Genomic DNA, 23,881 nt, shown 5'->3' with positions numbered 1-23,881 from the left:
GATAGACGGCCCCGGCGAGGAGGAGCCAGTGAATTTCGAGAACGTCCGCTCAGCACGGGCGAGGGCGGCGCTGCGGTACGTGGCGCAGCGGTCGGCGGGGCCGCCCGTCGCCCCGGACGTACGCATCACGCTCAACTTCCACCCCGACCGGATGACCGGCGGCGTGGGCATCCTGGAGGCGCTGGCGCGGGACGGCGCCTACCGGTCGCAGTTCGTGACCGGCACCAGCAACGGCGGCCTCACCGCGCACCCCGGCGGCGACCGCTGGCGCTGGGAGAGCCGGATCTTCGGCGGCGCCTACGACGAGGCCGCCGCGGACGACCGGCCCGTGTACGGCGCGCTGGACTTCCGGCGCCAGGTGGTCGGCGCCGCCCCGCGCTTCGGCTCCTCGCACGTCCGGCTGACCGGTGCGGCCCTGTCCCGGGCCACCTTCTGCTACCCCGACAGCGCCGCCGAGCCGGCCCACTTCGGTGTCGCCGCCGGCATGTCGCTGGTCGCGCTGGCGGAGGCGGACCAGCAGGACGCCCTCAACGACTACATCGAGGCACAGGTCCACGGGGGCGTCTCCCTCGCCACGGACGTGGCGGCGCTCGTGCTGGACGCCTGCTATCGCGGCACCCCCGTCGAGGCGGCGGCGCGGCAGCTGCCCTGCCCCATCGAGTGGCATCCCGGGTACCGGATCACCGTGGAGGGACTGCGCCGGCACGCGGACTACCGCGGTGAGGAGTACGCCGAACTGGGCGCCCGGATCGCCGAGGACGGCCGGATCGACCCGCGGATCATCGGGGACGCCGCCCGGACGGGCCGGTACGCACTCCAGGATCTGAAGATGGTCTGGCACACCCTCGCCCGCTTCGGAGCCCCCGAAGGCGCGGGCACGGCCTGCGCGGGCGTCGGCGGCCACACCCCGGGCGTCAGCACCCCCAGCGCATAGGCCCGGGCGACCAGTTCCGTACGGTTGCCCGCACCCCACCTCGCGGACAGCCGCCGCAGTGATAGGTGACGCCGTCCGAGGTGAGCCCGGTCTCCCGGGCGGCCCTGGCCGTGGTGGCCCCGCCCGCGAGCAGCGCCAGGATCCGGGCCTCCACCGGCGTCACCCGCACCGGGTCCACCGCGGGCCGCTCACGCTCACCCAGCATCCGCAGCATCACCAGCAGCGTGGGTGTCTCGTCCACGCTGTCGCTCACCGGGTCCGCCGTCAGCTCCGCTCCACGCCGCCGGGCGCCCGCCAGCACACCGACACCTGGTAGCGCGACCGGTGGCGTAGCCGCAGCGCCTCGGCGATCCGTTCCACCTGCGTCGCCTCCTGCGGCCGGAACAACTCCAGCACATCCCGGTCGCGCAGCCTCACCCCGCCGCGCCCGCGCCACTACTCCGTCTCCTCCTCGCCCGCGGCCGACGCCCGGTACGCGGACCTGATGGTCCCCTGCTGGCCGCCCCCGCCCGCTCGGGCAGGGGCGAGAACCGGGCACCGGATCCGGGTACCTCGCCGCCGTCGAACCCGGCGACACCGTGCACGCCCGCGTCCAGCCCTGTCCCGAGGCCTTCCGTGTCGACGACTGCGCTCCCGTCGTCATGATCGCCACGGGCACCGGGCTCGCCCCGTTCCGCGGTGCGATCGCCGACCGTACGGCCGCGCTCGCCTCGGGCGCCGAACTCGCCCCAGCCCTCTGCTACTTCGGCTGCGACGCACCCGACGCCGACTTCCTGCACGCCGAGGAACTGCGCGCGGCCGAGACCGCCGGAGCCGTCTCCCTGCGCCCCGCCTTCAGCGCCGCCCCGCAGGGCGAGGTGCGCTTCGTGCAGCACCGCATCGCCGCCGAGGCCGAGGAGGTCTGGGGCCTGCTCGCCGCGGGAGCCCGGGTGTACGTCTGCGGCGACGGCTCACGGATGGCGCCGGGTGTCCGGGAGGCGTTCCGTACGCTGTACCGGAAGCACACGGCGGACGCCGACGAGGCAGCCGCCGGGGAATGGCTCGACGGGCTGATCGCGGACGGGCGCTACGTCGAGGACGTGTACGCGGCGGGCTGACCGAAGCCTGGCGAAGGGGAGAGGCGGGCGCACGGTGGTGGACTCCTGGGCACGAGCTCGGCGCATCCTGGAGGAGGCGGGCCTGCCACCCGGACACCTCGTCGACCTGCGCCCGCTGACCGGCGGCACCTACAACACGGTCGAGGAACTCGTCCTCGCCGACGGCAGCCGCTATGTGCTGAAGGTGCCGCCCGCCGAGACCGTCCCCGGACTGAGCCACGAACGCCGACTCCTCGTGGCGGAGGCCGAGTTCTACCGCGGGGCCGCCGAGGTGGACGTGCCGGCGCCCCGGGTCGTGATCCTCGGGCGGGAGGATCTGCTGATGACGGCCGTCCCCGGCGACCCCTGGGACGGCCGGCTCACCGGCGCCGAACAGACGGACCTGCGTACGGAGTTGGGCCGCCAGGTGGCCCGCCTCCACCGTGTGACCGGCCCCGCCTTCGGCTACCCGTCGGGCGCCCTCGGGCCGCTCGCCCCCGACTGGCGGACCGCGTTCACGGGCATGCTCGACGCGGTCCTCGACGACGCCCGCCGCTACGGAGCCGAACTGCCCCGCCCCGCCGACGAGGTGGCGGACGCGCTCCGCCCCGCGTACGGCGCGCTCGACGAGGTGACCGTCCCGCGCCTCGTCCACTTCGACCTGTGGACCGGCAACATCCTGGTGGAGCGCGCGGCGGAGGGTGCCCGGATCGGCGGGCTCATCGACGGCGAGCGCATGTTCTGGGGCGACCCCCTCGCCGACTTCGTCTCCCTCGCGCTGCTGGGCGACATCAGGACCGACGAGGCCTTTCTGGCCGGCTACCGGGAGGAGGGCGGCCGCGTCGAGTTCGACGTGGCGGCCCGCCTCCGGTACGCGCTCTACCGTGCCTATCTCCACCTGATCATGCTCGCCGAGACGGTTCCCAGGGAGATGAGCGAAGGCGATCGGCGGTGGCGACAGGAAGCGGTTGCACCGGAACTGCTCGCCGCATTGAGCGAGATCGCGGAGCTCTCATAGTTCACATCGTGAATTAAGGGGTCGTGGAAAGTGCTCCCGCAGCGGTATGTTGCAGGTCGGACAGGGTTCGAAGGGGGCCATACATGGCAGGGCGGAACGGGCGCACGGTACGCGATCTGAGGCGGGCCAACCGCACGGCCGTGCTGCAAAGGCTCTACTTCGACGGCCCTCTCAGCCGCTTCGAGCTCGGCCCGGCCACGGGTCTGAGCTCCGGCTCGGTGAGCAACGTCGTCGCCGACCTGGTCGCCGACGGCCTGCTGGAGGAGGCCGGCAGCGTCGACTCCGACGGCGGCCGCCCCCGCACCCTGCTGCGGGTGGCGCCCGGCAGCGGCCACATGATCGGTGTCGACGTCGGCGAGACCCGGGTGCGGATCGAGCTGTTCGACCTGACCCTCGCCGAACTCGCCCGCGCCGAACGCCCGTTGACGCGGCAGGGCTACGACGTCGAGGTCATCGTCGGCCACATCCGCGACGGCGTCGCCGAGGTGCTCGACACCGCCGGCATCGCCCCCGACCACCTCCTCGGCGTCGGCATCGGCGTCCCCGGCATCGTCGAGCACACCCCGGACCGGGGCGCCGTCGTCCACGGGCAGACGATCGGCTGGGACGCGGTCCCGCTGGAGGAACTGCTCCGCTCCACCTCCCGGCTGCCCGACACCGTCCGGTACTTCATCGACAACGGCGCCAAGACGCTGGGCCAGGCCGAGATGTGGTTCGGCGGCGGGCGCGGTGCGCACAACGCGGTCGTCGTCCTCTTCGGCTCCGGCGTCGGCGCGTGTCTCGTCACCCCCGAGGTGGACAACGGGCGGGCGGTCGAATGGGGTCATCTGACGGTACGGGTCAGGGGACGCCGCTGCCGGTGCGGTGCGCTGGGCTGCCTGGAGGCGTACGCGGGCGCCGAGTCGCTGCTCGACCGCTGGCGCGAGGAGGGCGGACACCCGCCCGAGGGCGCCGACGAGGAGACCGCGCTGACCGCGATGCTGGCCGCCGCGTACCCGGCCGAGGGCGGTGCGCCCGACCCGGTGGCACTGGCCGTGCTGGAGGAGACCGCCGAGTACCTGGGCGCCGGCCTCTCCGACCTCATCAACCTCTTCCAGCCCGAGCGCATCCTCATCGGCGGCTGGGCCGGCCTCCAGCTGGGCACCCGCTTCCTGCCCGCCGTACGCCGCCACGCCTCCTCCTACGCCCTGCGCCACCCGGCCGAGAAGGTCACCATCGACCTCGGCCGGCTCGGCCCCGACGCGGTCACCGTCGGCGCCGCGATCCTGCCGCTGGCCGACTTCTTCGCCCGCGGCGGCCGCCGCCCCGCGCCCGCGCCCGAAGGACCGCACCCGGCCTGGCGCACCGCGCTGGAGGAACGGGCTCCGCACTGAGGTTTCGCCGGTGGGGGCGGAGGTACCCGCGAGTCGCCCGGACCACGCGAAGGGAGGACGCCATGGCCGACTACGACGGCAAACGCCCCGAAGACGAGCCCGTACCGCGGGACATGCCGGACCAGCAGGCGGGCGAGGGCGAGGACCCCTGGGACGCGGATCCCGAGGCGGCCGACAGGCAGGAATCCGACGCCGAGGTCCCCGAAACCGACGAGGCGGGCACCGGCCGCCAGGGCGCACCGCGCCAGGCGGGCGCCCACTCCGAGCAACCGGTACCGCAGGAGCCCACCGGCTGACCGGCTGACTCCGGCCGTGCGCCGCCTCCTCGACCGCCCGCACATACGCCTGTGCCGTCCCTGGACGGCACAGGCGTCGGTCTGTCTCAGCCCACCTTCCGTCCCCGCAGCGGTTCCGTGCTCGCTCCCGCGCCCTGCTGGAGGCCCTTGAGGAACTCCTCCAGCACCTCGTTCGCCGTGTGCTCGGGGTTCCAGCGCAGTTCCGTACGGGCGCGGGTGCAGTCCATCAGGGGGAGGCGCAGGACCGCGTCGAAGAGGTGCGGGGAGGCCGGGAGGAGATGGAGGCCCCAGGCGGCGGCGAGTGCCGAGCGGGCCGCGGTGCGGGGCAGCCGGACCCGCCGGTCGACGCCGAGCATCTCGCCGAGCAGCTCCGCGTCGACCGGTGGCTCGGCCGCCAGGTTGAAGGCACCGCGCAGATCGCAGTGGACCGCGAGGCGGTACGCCTTGGCCGCGTCGTCCGTGTGCAGGGCCTGGACCCGCAGCCCGGGGATGTCGGGCAGGAACGGCATGAGCTCCGGACGGGCCAGCGGGCCCGGCAGGAAGCGGCCGCCGAAGATCCGGCGCTGCTCGCTCGCCGACTCCCGCTTGAACAGGAACGCCGGCCGCATTCGCACCACCCGCACCTCGGCGTGATCACGCTCGAAGGTGTCCAGGGCCCGCTCCAGATACGCCTTCTCCCGGCAGTACGCGGCATCCGGCCAGCCGTGCGTGGGCCACGACTCGTCCACGGCCTCGTCCTTCGGCCCCGGCGAGTAGGCGCCGACCGACGACGCGTGCACCAGCGCGGGCACCCCGGCGGCGGCCACCGCCTCGAAGACCCGGATGGAGCCCAGCACGTTCGTCCGCCAGGTCGCCGCCGGATCGTGCGTCGGCTGGAACGCCCAGGCCAGGTGCACCACCGCGTCCGCGCCCGCGAACTCCTTCTCCAGATCAGCCTGCTGCGACGACAGGTCCACCGCCGACCAGTCCGTCTTCGGCGGCGACCAGTCGGGGATCCGGCGCGCCAGCCCCAGCACGGAGTCGACCTCCGGATCCTCCGACAGCAGACGCACCACACTCGTGCCGACGTTTCCGGTGGCGCCCGTGACAACGATCCTGCTCACGTCCGGCTCCTCTCGGGTTTGCCCAGCGACGGGGCGGACCGAGTACCCGGGCGCAGCGGATGCAACGCCTTCTTGCGCTCCCGGTATGGTTCATACGGTTGACGCATGAGGCCGGGTAGGGTTGGTGGGGTGGGACTGTCCTTGGGAGAACGTGTGAGGTCTTCGGTCGCCGCGCTGATGCACGCCACGGGTGAGTCGCAGGCGGAGGTCGCCGTCGCGCTCGGGGTGAGCCAGGCGCAGGTGAGCCGCCGTCAGTCGGGCAGCGCCGCCTGGAGCCTGGCCGACTGCGACGCGCTCGCCGCGCACTTCGGCATCGATGTGCTCGATCTGCTCGCCGGGCCGACCCGGGCCTGCGAGACGCTGCCCGTGCGGCGGCGCCGGACCGCGGGACCGACGGCGGTGACCCGATGACGGACTTCGAGGCGATCGACGCACTCCTGGCGGGCGCCCGCCAGGAGGTGCCGCTGCCACCGGCCGACGTGCGGCGCGAGCTGCGGGAGAGCCTCAACCTCTCCCGTTCCCAGGTGGCCCAGGCGCTCGGCGTCAGCCCCTCCACCGTCGGCGGCTGGGAAGCGGGGCGGGACCCGGGCGGGGCCGTGCGCGAGAAGTACGCCTACTTCCTGGAGGGGGCGCAGGCCAAACTGGCGGCGGAGACGGGGGAGGCGGCCGGGCCGCCGGGCGCCGAGCACGTCGTAGAGCCGGAGACCGACGCCGACGAGGCCGACGAGTCCCGTGACGGGACCGGCGAGACGGGTGAGCCGGACGAGGTCGAGGCCCTGTCGGCTCCCCGGCCCTGCGTCCTGTGCGGTATGCCCGCCCGGCATCAGGTCGCGGGCTTCCCCCAGCACCTGGACCCCGCCGACTGCGGCACGCCGACGCCGGAACCCGTGGCGTCGCCTGCCGCTCCGTCCGGGCGCGAGGAGCCGACCTCGGCCGAGAGCCGCAAACCGGCCCCCGCGCGGCGCGACCGTGCCGCCGGTCCGGTCCGCGTCGTCCCCGTCGGACGCCGTATGCAGACCGCCTCGCAGGACCCCGACCTGATCGGTGCCGCGGTGGCCGCCGCCCTGGAGAAGCACAGCGGCGACCTGGAGGCGGCGACCGCGGCCCTGGTCAAGCGGGCCATCCCGGACGCCATGGCGCTGCTGGACGAGACCCGCAAGGGCGGTCGTTACGACGTCGTGGCGCACCCCTGGATCCCGGACGTGCTGCGCAAGCAGTCCGCCCGCGGCGCGGACCGGATCTGGGAGGCCCGCCCCAAGTGGGCGCGGACCGAACTCCCCTCCGGCGCCCACGAGGTGACCGCCCTCGACATCAACGGCGCCTACCTGTCGGCGCTCAAGACCCACCTGCCGATCGGCCAGTTGGAACACTCCACCGGCTTCGACCACGACCGCCGACGGGCCGGCGTCCATCTGATCACCCCCTCCGAGTGGGACCACGACGCCCACCTGCCCAACCCGATCGGCAACCGCGACGAGCCGGGACCGCTCTGGGTCACCGAACCGACCCTGCGCCTGCTGCTGCGCCTGTCGGGTCCCAAGTACGGGCTGTGCGACCCGCCGGAGATCCACGAGTCGTTCACCTCGGGCGCGACCGAGAGCCTCCTGGAGAAGTTCCGCGTCGCGCTGAAGGACGCCCGGGACCGGGCGATCGCCGAGGACGACGAGGTGACGCTGGAGTACGTGAAGGCGATGTACTCCAAGTTCGTCTCCACCATGGGCGAGTCCAACTACAACCGGGAGCTCTACCGCCCCGACTGGATGCACCTCATCCGCTCCCAGGCCTTCGCCAACCTCTGGATGAAGGCCTACAAGGCCCACGAGGAGGGCCTCATGGTCGTCCGCGCCATGGGCACCGACGAGTTGCACGTCATCGGCGACTGGCGCCGGGTCTTCCCGGAGGGCCGCGGGGTCTCCGACGTGAAGGTCAAGGAGACGTACACCGTCGGCGAGGACATCGACCCCACGGCCGCGGGGGAGGGGGACGACTGACGGTGAGCACCGTGATCGACTTCTTCGTGGCGCCGGACGACACGTCGGCCGCCATGCCGCTGCGGGCCCGGCCGGGGCCCGCCCACGAGTCGCTCCCCCTCGGCAACTTCGACGTCGAGGAGGCCGTGGTCGAGTGGGAATGCCTCCTCGTCGGCGGCACGTTCGCGGACCTCGTGGAGGCCGGGGAACCCCGTACGGACGCCGACCGGGACGAGGACGAGTGCCTTGTGTGCGCGCTCTCGCCCCGGCTGTGCGCCGCGCTCGCCGCGGCCGGGGAGTCCCGGCTCCGTGACGTCGCCGCCTCGTGGGTGGACCTGCGGGCGCGGGACGGCGAGGTCTTCGACGCGCAGACCGCCCACGGGATCGTGGGCGGTCTGGTGGCTCTCGCCGGCAGCGCCCGACGTCGCGAGCAGGGCGTCCACTGCCGGGTCGGGTAGCGCCCGGGTCAGGCGTGGAACGCGTTCACGCCGGTCAGTTCCGCCGACAGCTCCCACAGCCGGGCGGCCTGCTCCGGGTCGGTCGCCCAGGCCCTGACCCCGCTGCCCTGGTCCCCGTCGACAGCGGGCTCGGCGATGTCGCAGTCCTCCAGATAGACGCCGCCGAGGCCGTCGAGCTGAGGTGAGGTCGCCGCCCACACCTGGGTGGCCGCGCCCTGCTCCGGGGTCTTGAAGCCCTCGGGGTTGAGGAAGGCGCCGTCCTCGTCGATCCAGCCGCGCTCGACCATCTCGGCCTTGGGGATGTGCCGTTGCAGCGGGGTGAAGATGCCGCCGGGGTGCAGCGAGAAGGCGCGGACACCGGATTCCCGGCCGAGCCGGTCCAGGTGGACGGCGAACAGGACGTTCGCCGTCTTGGCCTGTCCGTAGGCCTGCCACTTGTCGTAGTCCCGCGTCCACTGGACGTCGTCCCAGCGCATGCCCGAGAAGTGGTGGGCGCGGGACGAGACGGAGACGACCCGGGCACCGGGGGCGATCGCCGGCCACAGCCGGTTGACCAGCGCGAAGTGACCGAGGTGGTTGGTGGCGAACTGCGCCTCCCAGCCGGGGCCGACCCGCGTCTCCGGGCAGGCCATGATGCCGGCGTTGTCGATCATGAAGTCGATACGGCGGTCCGAGGCGAGGAACCGCTCGGCGAAGGCGCGCACGCTGTCCAGGTCGCCGAGGTCCAGTTCGTCCACCTCGACGCCGTCGATGCCCGCCACGGCCTCCCGGGCGACCGCGGGACGGCGGGCCGGTACGACGACCCGGGCGCCCGCCTTGGTGAGCGCACGCGTGGTCTCCAGGCCGAGTCCCGAGTAGCCGCCGGTGACGACCGCGAGCTTGCCGGTGAGGTCGAGGCCGGCGAGAACGTCGTCGGCGGTGCTGCGGGCGTCGAAGCCCGATCCGATCTTGTGCTGTGCAGTGCTCATGCCGGGAACGCTACGAATTGGAGTGCTCTCGAAGTCAAGCGGAGCCTGCCGGGAAAGAGCCCGGGCAGAAGAAAGCCCCGACCGGACGGGGGAATCACGGTCGGGGCGGCTCTGATGTGGGCGCGGATGGCGGTCGCCTCTCGGCGAAAGGCTCCACAGGGCTTCAGCCGAACGATCGTCCCTGTGGGCAAAAGGTGAGGCCCGGGGACACTGTCCCATCCGCACCCACGTGTGGTTCAACGGGCAACCAGCTTTGGGTGTTCCCCGGCCTGTCGCGTTATGGCGTGATCCGCGTCACCGCTCGGACGGCAGCCGGGCGAACGGACTGTCCGCGAGGGACGCGAGCAACTGGGCGGGGTCGTCGTAGACCGCCTCCGCTCCCGCCTCCACCAGGTCCGCGCGCGGGATGCCGCCGCACAGCACGGCCACGCAGCACACCCCGGCCCGGCTGCCCGCCTTCATGTCCCACACCGTGTCGCCGACGAACAGCGCCCGCTCGGGCGGCACGCCCGCCAGTTCCAGGGCGTGTTCGACGGGCTCCGGCGCGGGCTTGCCCTCGCTGACGTCGTCGGCGCTCGCGGTGGCGGTGATGGCGTCGTCGGCGCCGATGGCGCGGCGCAGCGCGGACAGCTCCGCACCGCCCGCCGAGGTCGCCAGCACCACCGCCCAGCCCTCGTGGTCCAGGCGCCGCAGCAGCCGCCCCGCGTCACGCAGCGCGGGCAGCCGGTCGAAGTACTGGCCGTAGAGAACCTTGTGCGCGGAGCTCAGCGCATCCGCCTCCCGCTCCGCCCGGTGCTCGCCGATCAGATGGGCGACGAGGTCCTCGGACCCGAGGCCCACCGCCCGGTGGATGGCATGCATGGGCACGTGATGACCCGCTTGGCGGAACGCCTCCCACCAGGTCGCCACATGAAGATGGTTGGTGTCGACCAGTGTTCCGTCGACGTCGAACACCGCCGCGCGTTCCATATCCCGTCCTCCTCGCACCGCACCGCACACCGCGGCGCACGAGTACCACGTCAGGGGCCTGTCACTCCGGCGGGCACCCGGCGTTCCCGGGTCCAGGCCAGCAGTTCCTCCAGGGACCAGGCGGTGATCACCCGCTCGTCGGGGACCCCGCACTCCTCGGCCCGGGCGCAGCCGAGGATCTGCCAGTCGAGCTGGCCGGGCGCGTGCGCGTCGGTGTCGACGGAGAACAGCACGCCCGCCGCCACGGCCTGCCGCAGCAGCCGCCGGGGCGGGTCGAGCCGCTCGGGCCGGCTGTTGATCTCCACGGCGGTGCCCGACTCGGCGCACGCGGCGAACACCTCCTCGGCGTCGAACTCCGACTCGGGCCGGCCCTTGCCGGTGACCAGCCGTCCGGTGCAGTGACCGAGGACGTCCGCGTGCGGATTGCGTACGGCGGCCACCATGCGGCGGGTCATCGAGCGGGCGTCCATGCGCAGCTTGGAGTGCACGGAGACCACCACGACGTCGAGCCGCTGGAGCAGCTCCTCCTCCTGGTCGAGGGAACCGTCGTCGAGGATGTCGCACTCGATGCCGGTGAGCAGCCGGAAGGGCGCCCAGCCGGCGTTCAGTTCCGCGACCACGTCCAGCTGCTCGCGCAGCCGCTCGGGGGACAGGCCGCGGGCCACGGTCAGTCGCGGGGAGTGGTCGGTCAGCACCGCCCACTCGTGCCCGAGTTCGGCCGCCGTCCGGCCCATCTCCTCGATGGGGCTGCCACCGTCCGACCAGTCGGAGTGCAGATGGCAGTCGCCCCGCAGCAGCGCCCGCAGCCGCTGACCGCCCCGCACGGCCGGCCCGGCGGGAGCCTCCCGCTCCAGCTTCTCCAGATACCCCGGCACCTCCCCGGCGAGCGCCTCACGCACCACGTTCGCCGTCTTCGGCCCGACCCCCTTGAGCGACTCCAGCGTCCCGGCCTCCGCACGCTCGCGCACCTCCCCCTCGGGCAGTGCCGCCAGCACCCGGGCGGCCGTACGGAAGGCGCGTACGCGGTACGTCGGCGCCAGGGACCGCTCCAGCAGGAAGGCGATCCGGTCCAGTGCCTCGACGGGGTCCATCGCCACCTCCTCCTCCAGGGTTCCCCAGCCGTGCGGGGCTCGCACGGCGGACATGTGGGTGCCTTTGTCCCCTCATATCCCTCTTGCGTAATGCGTTCTACGCTCTATTGCATGACCGAAATCGCGAGCCCGTACATCTCGAATCCGCGAATCCTGGTGCTCGGGGTGCAACCCGGTACCCCGCCGTTCCGGATCGTGGAGATCGACGGAGAGGTGGTCGGTGAGGCGAAAGCCGTCACCGATGTCCTGCAGGCCGCCGCCGCATGGGGCATCACGGTCCACGACCTCGACGACCCGGACGTGGTCCGTTGGGTGGGCGGGGACAAGTTCACCTGGACCCGGCGCTAGGAACCAGGGCCCGTCGAGGTGTGCGGGACGTTTCGGTCCTCGCCGAAGCGTTCGGTTTCTAAGCTCCCCCCATGGAAGATCTAGGAGAGCTGCTCGCCGTCCTCGCCGCGGGCCTCGGTGCCGGTGCCGTCAACGCGGCCGTCGGGTCCGGGACGCTGATCAGCTTTCCGGTGCTGCTCGCCGTCGGCCTGCCACCGGTCACGGCCGCGGTCGCCAACGCCCTCGGCCTGATCCCCGGTTCGATCAGCGCGGCCGTCGGATACCGGCGGGAACTGGCGGGCCAGCGCCGACGCATCCTCACGTGGAGCGCCGGTGCCCTGGTGGGCGGCCTGACGGGCGCCACGCTCCTGCTCGCCCTGCCCGCCTCGGCGTTCGAGCGGATCGTGCCGGTCCTGGTGGGCCTCGCGCTGGTGCTGGTCGTCCTCCAGCCGCTCATCGGCCGGCGACTGCGCGAGCGCCGGACCCGCGAAGGCCGCACCGCGCCCGCCGACGGCGGCCCGCCGCTGATCGTCGGACTGACGCTGGCCAGCGTCTACGGCGGCTACTTCTCCGCCGCCCAGGGGATCATCTACGTCTCCCTGATGGGACTGCGCCTCGACGACGGCCTGCAGCGCCTCAACGCCGTCAAGAACGTCCTCGTCGCCGTCGTCAACACCGTCGCCGCGCTCTTCTTCCTCGTCGTCGCCGACTTCGACTGGACAGCCGTCGCCTTGCTCGCGGTCGGCTCCGCCGTGGGCGGGCAGGCCGGAGCGGCCGCGGGCCGCCGTCTCCACCCGGCGGTGCTGCGCGGACTGATCGTGGTGGTGGGTACGGCGGCCATCGTCCAGTTGTCCGTCCGCTGACGTCAGCGGTGCACCGCCCGGCTCAGCCGCCGCCCCAGCAGGACGTAGCCGATCAGTGCCCCGGCGGTGTTGAGGATGACGTCGTCGATGTCGAAGGCCCGCCCGGTGATCATTGCCCCCTGGGCGAACTCCACCAGCAGCATCACGACAGCCGTCAGCAGGAGCACGCGCAGCACGCCACGGGTACGCGGGGCGACCACGGGGACCAGCACACCGAAGGGAATGCCCAGCAACAGGTTGCCGCCGATCTGCTTGCCGGCGTCCCGCAGTTCCGGCTGATCGAGGTAGGCCCGCAGGGAACGGCCCGGGTGCAGATTGGTGTGGGTGAGTGCCTCCGACGCGGGCGAGGGCTCCAGAGTCAGCCGGGCCAGCACGACGGCGAACGCCACCATGAACGCGAACGCGGCCACCATCGCCACGAAACGGCGGACGAGGGCGAGGAAGCTGCGCTTCTCCTCCGGAGCGGTCCTCTCCTTGGGAGTCCTCTCCTTCGGGGCACTCTTCTTGGGGGCCCTCTTCTTCGGACCGGTCCCGGACTTGGCGGACTCCGGCTCGGCGGTCCCGGTCTTGGCGGTCCCGGTCTTGCCGGTGCGCAGGCGGAACGCGGAACGCGGACGTAAGGCTGTACGGGCCATGCGGTCCTCCAGTCTTCAACTTCCCTGCGACGTAAGGCGATTACCCGCGATCGAGCCGACAATGCGGCCGCGCCCCGGCGGGTCGGGAGCACCCGCAGTTTCCCTTCGTGCGGGCGGGGCACTCCGGGACGGACCCGCGCGCGCCGCCATCGCCCGCCCCCGCCACGGTGTTTGGATGGCGTGAAAGCCGCACCAGGGATCATTTCGGTGACGGCGGGGCCCGAGGAGGTGGCGCATGGACTGGCGTACGACACTGCTCACCGCGGCCGAGATCCTGGCCTGGTGGGCCGCGCTCACCGTGCTGTGGCTGGTCCTCGTCAGCGCGGTCGACACCCTGGAGTTCGTGGTCGGAGCGGCTGCCGCGGCCGTGGCAGCGCTCGCGGCGACCGCCGCACGGCGCGTGGTGACCCCCCGGTGAACGGCTGGACCTTCGTCGCGACCGTCGCCCTCGGCGCGGGCGTCGGGGCGACCGTGTGGGGCGTCGCCACCGGACCGCTGCGCCGCCGGGTCGTGGCCCAGAACCTGTCCACCGCCCTGGCCTGCCCGGCCCTCCTGCTGCTCGCGCAGGGCTACGACCGCCCGTCCTACGTCGATCTCGCCCTGGTCCTCGCCCTGCTCGGCCCGGTCGGCACCCTCGTCTTCGCCCGGCTGCTCGCCGACGAACTGGCCGACGACCCGCCGCGCGCCTGGGGACTCACCTGGGCGGCGGCCGGGTTCGGCGCCGCGGTCGTCCTGGCGCTCTGCGTGGCCGAAGGGCCGAGCCGGGCCATGGCGAAGCTCCTGGCCACCGGCGCGCTGCTGATCGGCGGCAACATCGTCGCCTCCCGCGCGCTGTCCGGCGGATTCGGCGGGGTGCGCCGTGGCTGACGCCGTCATCGATGCCGTGCCGGCCTGTGGCCTGCTGCTCGTCGCCGCGACCGCCACCACGGCCGTGGCGGTCCGCGACCCCGTACGCCAGGCCCTCGTCCTGTCCGTCCTCGGAGTGGTGCTGGCCGTGCTGTTCACCGTGCTCCAGGCACCCGACGTCGGACTCTCGCAACTCGCGGTGGGCTCCGCGCTGACCCCGCTGCTGCTACTGCTCGCCGTGCACAAGGTCAGGCGGCGCGCGCGGCGGAAGGGACGCCAGGAGTGAACCGGCGCACCCGGCTGGGGCTCGTGGCCGTCGGCACCGCGGGGCTCGCCGCGCTGCTCGGCGCCGCCTGTCTCGAACTGCCCGCCTTCGGCGGCGACCGGCACCCTTACGGCGACCGGGCCGTACAGGTCTCGCTCGCCCGGCACACCGCCAACACCATCTCCTCCGTCAACTTCGACCAGCGGGCCTTCGACACCCTCGGCGAGATGAGCATCCTGTTCGCGGCCGTCCTCGGCTGTGTCGTCCTGCTGCGGCAGACCCGCGACGAACACCGCGGCCGCCCCGAACCCGAGCCCGTGGCCCTGCCCGTGCGCCGGTACGCCCTGGTCGTCCTGCCCGTCGCCCTGCTCACCGGCCTCTACGTCATCGCCCACGGCCAGCTCAGCCCCGGCGGCGGCTTCCAGGGCGGGGTCGTCGCGGCGACCTCCCTGCACCTGCTCTACCTGGGCGCCGACTACCGCGCCCTGGAACGTATCCGCCCGGTCGGTCTGTACGAGGTCGGCGACGCCCTCGCCGTCTCCGCCTACCTCGTCACCGGCATCGCGGGCCTGATCGGCGCGAGCGCGTTCCTCGCCAACACCCTGCTGCCGTACGGCACCTTCAACACACTGTCCTCCGCGGGCCTGGTCCCGCTGCTCAACGCGGCCATCGGCATGGAGGTCGCCTGCGCGGTCGTGGTGCTCCTGGCGCGCTTCCTGGACCAGGCCGTCGAGATCGAGAAGGGGGAGGGAGAGGGGACATGATGGACGTCCTTCCGTACCTGGTCGCGGTATGGATCTTCCTGGTGGGCTGCTACGGCCTTGCCACCAGCCGTAATCTGATCCACGCCGTCGGCTGTCTGTCCGTGTGCCAGTCCGCCACCTACGTCCTGCTGCTGGCCGTCGGCTACCGCGACGACTCCACCGCACCCGTCTTCTCCGATCTGGAGCCCGGCTCCCGGCCCGTCGTCGATCCCGTCGTCCAGGCGCTGGCCCTCACCGACGTCGTGGTCGGCGCCACCGTCACCGCCCTGCTCCTCGCGCTCGTCGTGCAGGTCTCCAAGCGGCACGGCACGATCGACCCGGACGAACTCTCGGAGCTGCGCGGCTGATGAACGATCTGCTGCCCCTCCTCGTCGCCGTCCCGCTGCTCGGGGCCGCTCTGCTGGTCACCGGGGGCCGCCGGCTGCCCCGGGTGGTCGCGGAGTCCACGGGCTGCGCCGTCTGCGCCGGTACCGCCGGACTGGCGATCGTGCTGCTCCTCAACTCCTCGCCGCCCATGGTCGAGTGGGCCGGCGGCTGGGTCCCCGTGAACGGCGAGAGCGTCGGCATCGTCCTGATCGGGGACGGCCCGGGACTCGCCATGGCCGCCCTCGCCTCGCTGCTGACCCTCGCGGCCCTGGTCTACTCCTGGCACTACTTCGACGAACCGCCGCGCCGCAACGCCGGCTCCTTTCCCGGGCTGATGCTGCTCTTCCAGGGCGGCATGTGCGGGTTCGCGATCGCGGGCGACCTGTTCAACGCGTTCGTCTGGTTCGAGCTGATGAGCGTCGTGGCGTACGCCCTGACCGGCACCCGCGTCGAGGAGGCCAAGGCGGTGCAGGGCGCCCTGACCTTCGCCGTCGTCACCTCGCTCGGCGCGTACGCCATGCTCATGGGCATCGCCCTGCTGTACGCGCGCACCGGCCAGTTGGCGATGACACAGATCGGCCGGGGGCTCGACGCGCACGGACCTCCCGACGCGCTCGTCCTCGCCGCCTTCGTCCTGGTCCTGACCGGGCTCCTGGTGAAGGCCGCCGCCGTACCCTTCCACTTCTGGCTGCCGGACGCGCACGCCGTCGCCCCGACTCCGGTGTGCATGCTGCTGTCGGGTGTCATGGTCGAACTCGGCACGTACGGCGTCTGGCGGGTCTACAACACCGTCTTCTCCGGACCCGGCGGCGTCCCGGCCGCCGACCTGACACGGCTGCTCGTCGTGCTCGGCGTGCTGACGGCGGCGATCGGCGCGGTCATGTGCTGGTACCAACGGCACATCAAACGGCTGCTCGCCTACTCGACCGTCGCCCATACCGGACTGTTCCTCATCGGCGTCGGCGTCCTCAAGCCCGAGGCCGACGACGGGGTCGCCCTGTATCTGCTGGGCCACGCCGGAGTGAAGGCGGCCCTGTTCGCCTGCGCCGGTATCCTCCTCGACCGCTGCGGCAGCGTCGACGAGCACGCGCTGCACGGGAAGGCACGCCGACTGCGGGGTGTCGCCGTGCTGTTCACCGTCGGTGCGCTCGGTCTCGCCGGGCTGCCGCCCTTCGGCACGGCCCTCGGAAAGGCCGTCACCGAGGAGGCCGCGGGAGGTCCGCTGACCGTGCTGTACGTCGTCACGAGCGCGGTGACGGCCGGTGCGGTGCTGCGGGTCGCCGCGCACGTGTTCCTCGGACTCGGCCCGAAGCCGGACGAGGACGGCGCGTACGAGACGACCGGTGCCGGGGAGCGGCCCGAGACCGGGCAACGACTGCGCCGGGTGCCGGACACCATGACGGTGGTCCCGGCGGTACTGCTCGCCGGGGCGCTCGCCGTCGGGGTGGCACCCGGCTTCGCCGACGTGGTGGCCCACGCCGTGAACGAAGCCGGGTCCGGGGGTGTCGTCGTCGCCTCCGTGCACTGGACGCCGGCCGGGGTGCTGCTCGGACTCGTTTCGACGGCGCTGGCCGTGGGCCTCGCCGCCGTGGCGGTCACCCGCCCGAGGCTGCTCGCCGCACCGGGCCGGGCACTGTCGCTGCGGCGCCTGCAGTCCGGGCACATCGGGGACTACGTGGCCTGGTTGCTGGTCGGCGCCGGGCTGCTCGGCGCCCTGGCCCTGCCGGGGATCCTGACCTCCTGATCAGGTCGCGAAGGAGCTGGTCAGGTCCCGAACGACACGCGCACCTCCTTGAAGCCGAGGGAGGTCAGCAGGCCTTCGAGCATGTCGGTGGTGTTGGCCTCGGCGCGTTTGGTCAGCCCGCTGTCCTTCGCCGCGTCACCGATGTGCTTCGTCGCCAGCTTCTGCACGGCCTGTTCGCCGTTCGGGTTGTCCGAGAACAGGTCGCCCAGCCGGTCCAGGAGACCCCGCTGCTTGGACACCGCGTAGGAGCGGTCGGTGTCCAGGGCGGGCTTGCCCAGCTGCGCGTGCGGCAGGTGCAGCGTGGCCGTCGTGCGGTCCTCGTTGACCGTCACGTCGTCCTTGGCGACCTTGCCGAGGTCGACATACGCGTCGACGGTGCCCGCCCCGACGTACAGGGTGCGGGTGCCGCGGATCGCGTCGGGCAGGTACTTGGCGTCCTTCTCCAGGTCCACGACCACCTGGAAGTTGCCGGAGGCGGCGTCGTAGCGGCTGAGGTCCTGGATGGACTCCAGCAGTGCGGGGCCCGAACGGTCATGCGTCTCGGTGCCGAACAGGTCCTTGAGGCCCGGGAGCACGCTCAGCCGGATACCGGCGAAGAACACGATGAGCACCAGTACGACGGCGCTCACCAACTTCGCCCAGCCGGGCATGCGCTTGGACATGCGCCTGATGGGAGTCGTCATGCGACGGCCCTCCTTCCTACTGTTCGAATTCCCTCCAAAACCCTTGTCAGACCGAAGCGTTGGCCGATTGCCACCGCTGACGGAGGCACGGACGGCGCACTAGCGTGGGAAGCCTTCCGAACCGGCGCTTCTGGAGACCCGAATGAGTCCGGACAGCACAACCCGGCCGCTCTGCCCCATGCACCGCATCAGCCTCCCCGAGCACGGGCCGCCCCGCCTCGGCACCCTCGCGACCGGCACCCCGGTGTGGCTCGTGACCCGGTACGCCGAGGTGCGTCAGGTGCTCATGGACCCGCGGTTCGACCGGAGCTCCCTGCACGCCCCGAACGCCCCGCCCCTGCTCGTCGTCCCCAACCTGCTGGACGACCCGGGCGGCCTGATCAACCAGGACGGCCCCGCCCACCAGCTGCTCCGCGGCACCGTGCAGCGGGCGTTCACCCCGCGGGCCATCGCCCGCTGGCGGCCCTGGGTGGGCTCGGTGGTCGCCGCGCTCCTCGACGACTTCGCCGCACAGCCGCAACCAGCCGACATCATCGAGGGATTCACCCGGCCGCTGCCCGTGTCGGTGATCTGCCGGCTGATGGGCCTGGACCACGTGGACCGCGAACGGATCCGGCACTGGGCCGACCACGCCCTGTCCGGCGGCGCACACCAGGCGGGCGAAGTGGTCGAGGCGATGACGGAGTTCGGCATGTTCGCCGCCGGGCTGATCGCCGAGCGGCGCAAGCAACCGGGCGACGACCTGGTGAGCGGCCTCGTGGCGGCCGGCGACGAGCTGGGGATCGAGGAACGGCGGCTGATCACCCTGGTCTGCGGGCTGGTCGTGGCCGGACACGAGACCACCATGACCTCGCTGGGCAACGCCCTCGTCTACCTCCTCACGGATGGAGGGGACGGCTGGCCGCTGCTCGCCCGCGACGAGGAGTCCGCGGCGGTCGCGGCCGAACAGCTGCTGCGCACCGTCCCGCTCAGCGAGGGAAGGGTGCTGCCGGGTCTGATCCGGCGCGCGGTCGAGGACGTCGAGGTCGGCGGGGTGCTGATCCCCGCGGGCGGTGTGGTCGCCCTCCAGACCAACACCGCGAGCCGTGACCCCGATGTCTTCCCGCCGGGCCCGCCCGACCTCTGCGCACCCCTGACCGCGCCGAGCATCACCTTCGGCGCCGGTCCTCACCACTGCCTCGGCGCCTGGCTCGCCCGTCTCGAACTCGAGCTCGCCCTGCACCAGTTGGCTGTGCGCTTCCCGGGGCTCCGGGCCGAGTTCACCCCGGAGACGATCGAATGGCGGGTGGGGCAGATGACACGCAGTCCGCTGCATCTGCCCGTGTCGTGGTGACCGGGAGGCTTCATGGTGACAACGCGCCCTGATGGGACCGCAGTTCGCGGTCACCGGAGGGGCGCGACCACCACACCCCCTCCCCGTGCGTCAGCCCCGGCAGTCGCAGCTCGGCCTCGCGCACCCGCCGGGCCGCGATCTCGCCCGTGATCACCCACGACGTGCTCCCGCCCGTGGTGCCGGTGAACTCGGCGCCGAGCGCGGCGAGATGGGCGGTGACCGGGGCCAGCGCGTCCAGCGGTACCTCCGTCTCGAAGGCGTGGTACGGCTCGTACAGCCGGGTCCGCGCCCGCTCCAGGGCCCGGCGCAGCACGTACGGGGTCAGTCCGCGGAAGTCCGCGGCCGTGCTCAGCGGCGCGACGAAGCCGGACCGGACGAGGGTCACCCGGTAGTCCGTCACGGCTGCCCCGAAGAGCCCGGTCCGCATGCTGGTGTGGACCGTCTCCTCGATGGCCGAGTGGAACGCCCGGGGGAGTGCGCCGAGTTCCGTCTCGTACGTGAACACCCGGCCGGAACCCCGCGGTCCCGGCTCCACCCGCAGCCCGATCGTCGCCCAGAAGCGGGTGCCGTCGTGCCACGGCCGCTCCTCGACGGCCTCGCCGACCCCGCGCGGCCGCTCCAGGAACCGGACCCGCCCGGGTGCGAAGTCGGCCTCGACGCCGAAGTCCTGGGCGAGGGTCGCGGCCAGGACCTCCATCTGGACCTCGCCGTACAGCAGGAGCGCGGTGGCGCCGGCCTCCGTCGGACGGGCGTGGATGAGCGGGTCCTGGTCGGCGAGGGTGAGGAGCGCGGAGCGCAGTCGGGCGGCCTGCTCGGGGCGCCGGGCGCTGACCACGGTCTCCAGGGTCGGGGGTGCGAACTGCGGAGCCCGGTCGGTGAGTTCGCCGAGCCGGTCGCCGACGCGGACACCCGCGAGACCCGTGAGCGCCGCGATGTTCCCGGCGGTGAGCGGGCCGCTGCCGCCGCCGGTCACGTCGAGGTGCGTCACCCGGCCGGACACCTCACGGGTCCCGCCGTCGGCGTCGCGCCGCCGGAACGTCAGCCGTTGACGCTCCGTCACCTCACCGTCGTAGAGCCGGAGATACGCCGTGCGCTCGCCGCCCGGTCCCGGCCGGACGGCGAACACCGTGCCGCGAGGGGTGGTGCTTCCGGTCGTCGGTGCGGGCGGGATCAGTCGGACCACGCTCTCGACCAGGTCGGACACCCCCTGGCCGCCGAGGGCCGAGCCGAAGAGGACGGGGTGGAAGGAGCCGTCGGCGGTGTGGGCGGCGAGGGCCTTGTGCAGGTCGTCCGGTGTCGGCGCGGGGCCGTCCACGACGGCCGCGAGGAGGTCCGGGTCGATGTCGGCGAGGGATTCGGCCAGGTCGTCGCCGTAGCGCAGGGGTGTCACGTGGGCGTCCGGCGTGCCGAGTCCCCGGACCGCGCCGATCGGCGCGACATGCGGGGTCAGCTTGCGGCGGATGTCCTGGAGCAGGCCCTCGGCGCGGGCCCCCGGCCGGTCGATCTTGTTGACGAAGACGAGCGTGGGCAGCCGCAGCCGGCGCAGGGTGCGCATCAGCACGCGGGTCTGCGCCTGGACGCCCTCCACGGCGGACAGCACCAGGACCGCCCCGTCCAGGACCTCCAGGGCACGCTCGACCTCGGCGATGAAGTCCGAGTGCCCGGGGGTGTCGATGAGGTTGATCTGTGTGTCGCCGACGGTGAACGCGGCGACCGCGGAGCGGATGGTGATCCCGCGCCGCCGCTCGATGGCGCCGTCGTCCGTTCGGGTGTCACCGGCGTCGACGCTGCCGAGCCGGTCGATCGTGCCGTGGTCGAACAGCAGCCGCTCGGTGAGGCTGGTCTTACCGGCGTCGACGTGGGCCAGAATTCCGATGTTCAGGGTGTGCATACGGGGTCGCGTCCTCGAGAACCGTGGGCCTGTGGGAGGGCTGGTGGATTCCGAGGAGTCGGCGCATGCGGGTGGTCCTGACGTGAGGGAATGCGGACGTGGTCATCATGGCCTGAGCCGGGTGCGGCGCCGCAACCGAATTTCCCGGTCAGTAGCATGGCTCCGGCAGCCCGAAATGATCATGCTAGGAGTGGATCGTGCGAGACATCGCCGTGTTCAGCGGTAGTGCCCACCCCGAGCTGGCGGCGGAGGTCTGCGCACACCTGGGGGTGCCGCTGAGCCCCACGCGGGTCAGCCGGTTCGCCAACGACTGTCTGGAGGTGCAGCTCCAGGCCAACTGCCGGGAGCGGGATGTCTTCCTCATCCAGCCGCTGGTCAAGCCGGTCCAGGAGAACCTCGTCGAGCTGCTGCTGATGTGCGACGCGGCGCGCGGGGCCTCGGCCCGCCGGATCACCGTCGTCATGCCGCACTACTCCTATGCCCGCTCCGACAAGAAGGACGAGCCCCGTATCTCGCTGGGCGGGCGGCTCGTCGCGGACCTGCTGGTGTCGGCCGGCGCGAGCCGTGTCCTCGCCATGACGCTGCACTCGCCGCAGGTGCACGGGTTCTTCTCGGTCCCGGTCGACCATCTGCACGCGCTGCGCGAACTGGCCGCGCACTTCCAGCAGTACGACCTCTCCCGCACCACCGTCGTCTCCCCGGACCTCGGCAACGTCAAGGAGGCCGCCGCGTTCGCCCGGCTGATCGGCGCGCAGGTGGCGGCCGGCGCCAAGCAGCGGTTCGCGGACGACCGGGTCAGCATCAACTCCGTCATCGGCGAGGTCACCGACCGGGATGTCATCGTGCTGGACGACGAGATCGCCAAGGGCAGCACCGTCCTGGAACTCCTGGAACGGCTGCGGGAGTTGAAGCCGCGCTCGATCCGGGTCGCCTGCACGCACGGTCTGTTCGCGGCGGGCGCGCTCAAGCGGATCGGCGAGCAGCCCGACATCCTGGAGATCGTCTGCACCAACACCGTGCCGGTGCCCGAGGAGGAGCGCACGGAGAAGCTGCGGATCCTGTCCATCGCCCCCGCGCTCGCCGAGGCCGTGCGGCGCATTCACAACGGCGAGTCCGTCAGTGCCCTGTTCGACGCGCCGCGGAGCGAATAGACATGGAGGGGTAGCCGGGTGACGCCCGGCATCACTCAGGTGACCTGGAGGCCCCAGTGGCGAAGGCGAAGTTCGAGCGGACCAAGCCGCATGTGAACATCGGCACCATCGGGCACATCGACCACGGCAAGACCACGCTCACCGCGGCCATCACGAAGGTGCTGCACGACAGGTATCCGGACCTGAACCCGTTCACGCCCTTCGACCAGATCGACAAGGCGCCCGAGGAGCGGCAGCGCGGCATCACCATCTCGATCGCGCACGTCGAGTACCAGACCGAGCACCGGCACTACGCGCACGTCGACTGCCCGGGTCACGCCGACTACATCAAGAACATGATCACCGGCGCGGCCCAGATGGACGGCGCGATCCTGGTCGTCGCGGCCACCGACGGGCCGATGCCGCAGACCAAGGAGCACGTCTTGCTCGCCCGGCAGGTCGGCGTGCCGTACATCGTCGTCGCCCTCAACAAGACGGACATGGTGGACGACGAGGAGATCCTCGAGCTCGTCGAGCTGGAGGTGCGCGAGCTGCTCACCGAGTACGAGTTCCCCGGCGACGACGTGCCCGTGATCCAGGTGTCGGCGCTGAAGGCGCTGGAGGGCGACGAGCGGTGGGCCCGGTCGGTGCTCGATCTGCTGGACGCGGTCGACTCGGCGGTCCCCGAGCCGCAGCGCGACGTGGACAAGCCGTTCCTGATGCCGATCGAGGACGTCTTCACGATCACCGGACGCGGCACGGTCGTCACCGGCCGGATCGAGCGCGGGGTTCTGCACGTCAACAAGGAGGTCGAGATCATCGGCATCCACGAGGAGAAGACGAGGACCACCGTCACCGGCATCGAGATGTTCCGCAAGCTCCTCGACGAGGGCCGGGCGGGGGAGAACGTGGGCTTGCTGCTGCGCGGAGTCAAACGGGAGGACGTCGAGCGCGGACAGGTCGTGATCCAGCCGGGCACGGTCACCCCGCACAAGGAGTTCGAGGCGCGCGCGTACGTCCTGTCCAAGGACGAGGGCGGCCGGCACACGCCGTTCTTCGACAACTACCGTCCGCAGTTCTACTTCCGCACGACGGACGTCACCGGTGTGGTGACCCTGCCCAAGGGCACCGAGATGGTCATGCCGGGCGACAACACGACGATGCTCGTGCAGCTGATCCAGCCCATCGCCATGGAGGAGGGGCTGAAGTTCGCCATCCGTGAGGGCGGGCGGACCGTGGGCGCCGGTCAGGTCACCAAGATCCTCAAGTAGAGGCCTTCACAGCGAGCCGGACGTGGCCTCGGACTGTCCCAGGGCCGCGTCCAGCGTCGGGTGCGCGGGCAGCAGCCGGTGCAGGCCGGTGACCCGCATGATGCGCAGGGTGAGGGGATCGGTGCAGACCAGGTGTAACCGGCCGTCGTGGTCGAGGACCCGGGTGCGGGCGCGGTAGAGCAGGCGCAGTCCGGAGCAGTCGAAGAACTCGACCTGTCCGAGGTCGATCACGATCCGGGAGCCGTCGCGCCCGGTCACCCGGTCCAGGTACGGGACGATCTCCAGCGCCGCCGCGATGTCGATCTCGCCGCGGAACTCCAGCACGGTGTGTCCGCGGTCCTGGTGGATACGCAGATGCCGGCTCAGCGGTGCAGGTTCCTGCTGCACGACGACATCGCCTCCAACCAGCTCCTCAAGCCGCGGGTTCGCAGGTCACCGGGGGCCGGGGTGACGTCGTGCAGCGAACGTACGAGCGCAGCCATGTCCCCGGGTCCCGAGTGAGCGCAA

Annotated in this window: 26 protein-coding genes and 2 pseudogenes; 19 read left to right on the top strand and 9 right to left on the bottom strand. The window is 72.2% G+C overall.

Annotation, left to right across the window (positions count from 1 at the left end; genetic code table 11):
• Positions 1–28: 28 nt before the first annotated feature.
• Positions 29–934, top strand: a complete 906-nt coding sequence (locus QF037_RS07115; protein WP_307022947.1) for a DUF3626 domain-containing protein — start codon at positions 29–31, stop codon at positions 932–934.
• Here QF037_RS07115 and QF037_RS07110 read toward each other — a convergent pair.
• Positions 886–1,348 (bottom strand): annotated as a pseudogene (locus QF037_RS07110) (diguanylate cyclase); the annotation flags it as partial. The gene QF037_RS07115 and the pseudogene QF037_RS07110 sit on opposite strands and share 49 nt — an antisense overlap.
• Here QF037_RS07110 and QF037_RS07105 point away from each other — a divergent pair.
• The 4 genes and pseudogenes from QF037_RS07105 to QF037_RS07090 form a co-directional block, all read left to right on the top strand.
• Positions 1,347–2,031 (top strand): annotated as a pseudogene (locus tag QF037_RS07105) (reductase); the annotation flags it as partial. The pseudogenes QF037_RS07110 and QF037_RS07105 overlap by 2 nt on opposite strands.
• A gap of 34 nt (positions 2,032–2,065) precedes the next feature.
• On the top strand, positions 2,066–3,028 hold the full coding sequence (locus tag QF037_RS07100) for a phosphotransferase family protein (protein ID WP_307022943.1): 963 nt from the start codon (positions 2,066–2,068) through the stop codon (positions 3,026–3,028).
• Positions 3,029–3,111: 83 nt separating this feature from the next.
• Complete coding sequence (locus tag QF037_RS07095) at positions 3,112–4,401, top strand: ROK family transcriptional regulator (RefSeq protein WP_307022941.1); 1,290 nt, start codon at positions 3,112–3,114, stop codon at positions 4,399–4,401.
• Between the two features lie 62 nt (positions 4,402–4,463).
• Entirely contained in the window at positions 4,464–4,697 is a 234-nt protein-coding gene (locus QF037_RS07090; RefSeq protein WP_307022939.1) for a hypothetical protein, read from the top strand.
• A gap of 86 nt (positions 4,698–4,783) precedes the next feature.
• Here QF037_RS07090 and QF037_RS07085 read toward each other — a convergent pair whose 3' ends face one another.
• On the bottom strand, positions 4,784–5,800 hold the full coding sequence (locus QF037_RS07085; RefSeq protein ID WP_307022937.1) for an SDR family oxidoreductase: 1,017 nt from the start codon (positions 5,798–5,800) through the stop codon (positions 4,784–4,786).
• 105 nt (positions 5,801–5,905) lie between these two features.
• On the opposite strand from QF037_RS07085, the gene QF037_RS07080 reads away from it, so the two are divergent.
• The 3 genes from QF037_RS07080 to QF037_RS07070 are packed head-to-tail and all read left to right on the top strand — an operon-like array spanning position 5,906 to position 8,228.
• A complete protein-coding gene (locus QF037_RS07080) occupies positions 5,906–6,211 on the top strand; it encodes a helix-turn-helix domain-containing protein (RefSeq protein WP_373463676.1) in 306 nt (101 codons plus the stop codon).
• Positions 6,208–7,791, top strand: coding sequence for a helix-turn-helix domain-containing protein (locus QF037_RS07075; protein WP_307022934.1), 1,584 nt, complete (start codon positions 6,208–6,210; stop codon positions 7,789–7,791). The genes QF037_RS07080 and QF037_RS07075 overlap by 4 nt, the downstream gene beginning before the upstream one ends.
• A 2-nt stretch (positions 7,792–7,793) precedes the next feature.
• Positions 7,794–8,228: a hypothetical protein gene (locus QF037_RS07070; RefSeq protein ID WP_307022932.1), complete on the top strand. Its 435-nt coding sequence runs from the start codon at positions 7,794–7,796 to the stop codon at positions 8,226–8,228.
• Positions 8,229–8,236: 8 nt separating this feature from the next.
• Here QF037_RS07070 and QF037_RS07065 read toward each other — a convergent pair whose 3' ends face one another.
• The 3 genes from QF037_RS07065 to QF037_RS07055 all read right to left on the bottom strand — a co-directional run bounded on the left by QF037_RS07065 (position 8,237) and on the right by QF037_RS07055 (position 11,256).
• Positions 8,237–9,196, bottom strand: a complete 960-nt coding sequence (locus tag QF037_RS07065; protein WP_307022930.1) for an SDR family NAD(P)-dependent oxidoreductase — start codon at positions 9,194–9,196, stop codon at positions 8,237–8,239.
• A gap of 294 nt (positions 9,197–9,490) precedes the next feature.
• The gene (locus QF037_RS07060; RefSeq protein WP_307022928.1) at positions 9,491–10,165 is read right to left on the bottom strand and encodes an HAD family hydrolase; all 675 of its coding nucleotides are present in this window, start codon (positions 10,163–10,165) and stop codon (positions 9,491–9,493) included.
• 50 nt (positions 10,166–10,215) lie between these two features.
• A complete protein-coding gene (locus QF037_RS07055) occupies positions 10,216–11,256 on the bottom strand; it encodes a PHP domain-containing protein (RefSeq protein WP_307037035.1) in 1,041 nt (346 codons plus the stop codon).
• Positions 11,257–11,367: 111 nt separating this feature from the next.
• Here QF037_RS07055 and QF037_RS07050 point away from each other — a divergent pair, with 111 nt between their 5' ends.
• Positions 11,368–11,604: a hypothetical protein gene (locus tag QF037_RS07050; protein ID WP_307022926.1), complete on the top strand. Its 237-nt coding sequence runs from the start codon at positions 11,368–11,370 to the stop codon at positions 11,602–11,604.
• A gap of 71 nt (positions 11,605–11,675) precedes the next feature.
• On the top strand, positions 11,676–12,446 hold the full coding sequence (locus QF037_RS07045; protein ID WP_307022924.1) for a sulfite exporter TauE/SafE family protein: 771 nt from the start codon (positions 11,676–11,678) through the stop codon (positions 12,444–12,446).
• Between the two features lie 2 nt (positions 12,447–12,448).
• Here QF037_RS07045 and QF037_RS07040 read toward each other — a convergent pair whose 3' ends face one another.
• Complete coding sequence (locus QF037_RS07040) at positions 12,449–13,081, bottom strand: VanZ family protein (protein WP_307022922.1); 633 nt, start codon at positions 13,079–13,081, stop codon at positions 12,449–12,451.
• Positions 13,082–13,316: 235 nt separating this feature from the next.
• On the opposite strand from QF037_RS07040, the gene QF037_RS07035 reads away from it, so the two are divergent.
• Genes QF037_RS07035 through QF037_RS07010 form a run of 6 tightly spaced genes read left to right on the top strand, consistent with a single transcriptional unit; the run spans position 13,317 to position 17,066 of the window.
• A complete protein-coding gene (locus tag QF037_RS07035) occupies positions 13,317–13,499 on the top strand; it encodes a hypothetical protein (RefSeq protein ID WP_307022920.1) in 183 nt (60 codons plus the stop codon).
• Positions 13,496–13,948, top strand: a complete 453-nt coding sequence (locus QF037_RS07030) for a monovalent cation/H+ antiporter complex subunit F (RefSeq protein WP_307022918.1) — start codon at positions 13,496–13,498, stop codon at positions 13,946–13,948. Before QF037_RS07035 ends, QF037_RS07030 begins: the two co-directional genes overlap by 4 nt.
• Positions 13,941–14,213, top strand: a complete 273-nt coding sequence (locus QF037_RS07025; RefSeq protein WP_307022916.1) for a hydrogenase subunit MbhD domain-containing protein — start codon at positions 13,941–13,943, stop codon at positions 14,211–14,213. The genes QF037_RS07030 and QF037_RS07025 overlap by 8 nt, the downstream gene beginning before the upstream one ends.
• Complete coding sequence (locus tag QF037_RS07020) at positions 14,210–14,956, top strand: MnhB domain-containing protein (RefSeq protein ID WP_307022914.1); 747 nt, start codon at positions 14,210–14,212, stop codon at positions 14,954–14,956. The genes QF037_RS07025 and QF037_RS07020 overlap by 4 nt, the downstream gene beginning before the upstream one ends.
• Positions 14,953–15,303, top strand: coding sequence for a sodium:proton antiporter (locus QF037_RS07015; RefSeq protein ID WP_307022912.1), 351 nt, complete (start codon positions 14,953–14,955; stop codon positions 15,301–15,303). The genes QF037_RS07020 and QF037_RS07015 overlap by 4 nt, the downstream gene beginning before the upstream one ends.
• Entirely contained in the window at positions 15,303–17,066 is a 1,764-nt protein-coding gene (locus QF037_RS07010; protein WP_307022910.1) for a complex I subunit 5 family protein, read from the top strand. Before QF037_RS07015 ends, QF037_RS07010 begins: the two co-directional genes overlap by 1 nt.
• Positions 17,067–17,086: 20 nt before the next feature.
• On the opposite strand, the gene QF037_RS07005 is transcribed toward QF037_RS07010, so the two are convergent.
• Positions 17,087–17,749 carry a DUF4230 domain-containing protein gene (locus QF037_RS07005; RefSeq protein ID WP_307022909.1) on the bottom strand — a complete coding sequence of 221 codons (663 nt, stop codon included), beginning with the start codon at positions 17,747–17,749 and terminating at the stop codon, positions 17,087–17,089.
• A gap of 142 nt (positions 17,750–17,891) precedes the next feature.
• Between QF037_RS07005 and QF037_RS07000 the strand changes: the two genes are divergently transcribed.
• Positions 17,892–19,082, top strand: coding sequence for a cytochrome P450 (locus tag QF037_RS07000; RefSeq protein ID WP_307022907.1), 1,191 nt, complete (start codon positions 17,892–17,894; stop codon positions 19,080–19,082).
• A gap of 10 nt (positions 19,083–19,092) precedes the next feature.
• On the opposite strand, the gene otr(A) is transcribed toward QF037_RS07000, so the two are convergent.
• On the bottom strand, positions 19,093–20,973 hold the full coding sequence (otr(A), locus tag QF037_RS06995; RefSeq protein ID WP_307022905.1) for a tetracycline resistance ribosomal protection protein Otr(A): 1,881 nt from the start codon (positions 20,971–20,973) through the stop codon (positions 19,093–19,095).
• Between the two features lie 197 nt (positions 20,974–21,170).
• On the opposite strand from otr(A), the gene QF037_RS06990 reads away from it, so the two are divergent.
• Together QF037_RS06990 and tuf are read left to right on the top strand one after the other, a co-directional pair.
• The gene (locus tag QF037_RS06990; protein ID WP_307022903.1) at positions 21,171–22,124 is read left to right on the top strand and encodes a ribose-phosphate diphosphokinase; all 954 of its coding nucleotides are present in this window, start codon (positions 21,171–21,173) and stop codon (positions 22,122–22,124) included.
• 56 nt (positions 22,125–22,180) lie between these two features.
• Positions 22,181–23,374, top strand: a complete 1,194-nt coding sequence (gene tuf / locus QF037_RS06985) for an elongation factor Tu (RefSeq protein WP_307022901.1) — start codon at positions 22,181–22,183, stop codon at positions 23,372–23,374.
• A gap of 6 nt (positions 23,375–23,380) precedes the next feature.
• Here the strand turns inward: tuf and QF037_RS06980 are convergent, their stop codons facing one another.
• A complete protein-coding gene (locus QF037_RS06980; RefSeq protein ID WP_307022899.1) occupies positions 23,381–23,761 on the bottom strand; it encodes an anti-sigma factor antagonist in 381 nt (126 codons plus the stop codon).
• Positions 23,762–23,881: the final 120 nt, after the last annotated feature.

The sequence above is a fragment of the Streptomyces canus genome, assembly GCF_030815415.1.
GTDB classification, from domain to species: Bacteria; Actinomycetota; Actinomycetes; order Streptomycetales; family Streptomycetaceae; genus Streptomyces; species Streptomyces canus_F.
The sequence above is the reverse complement of the archived record's forward strand: the minus strand, read 5'-3'. Positions and strand labels throughout refer to the sequence as shown.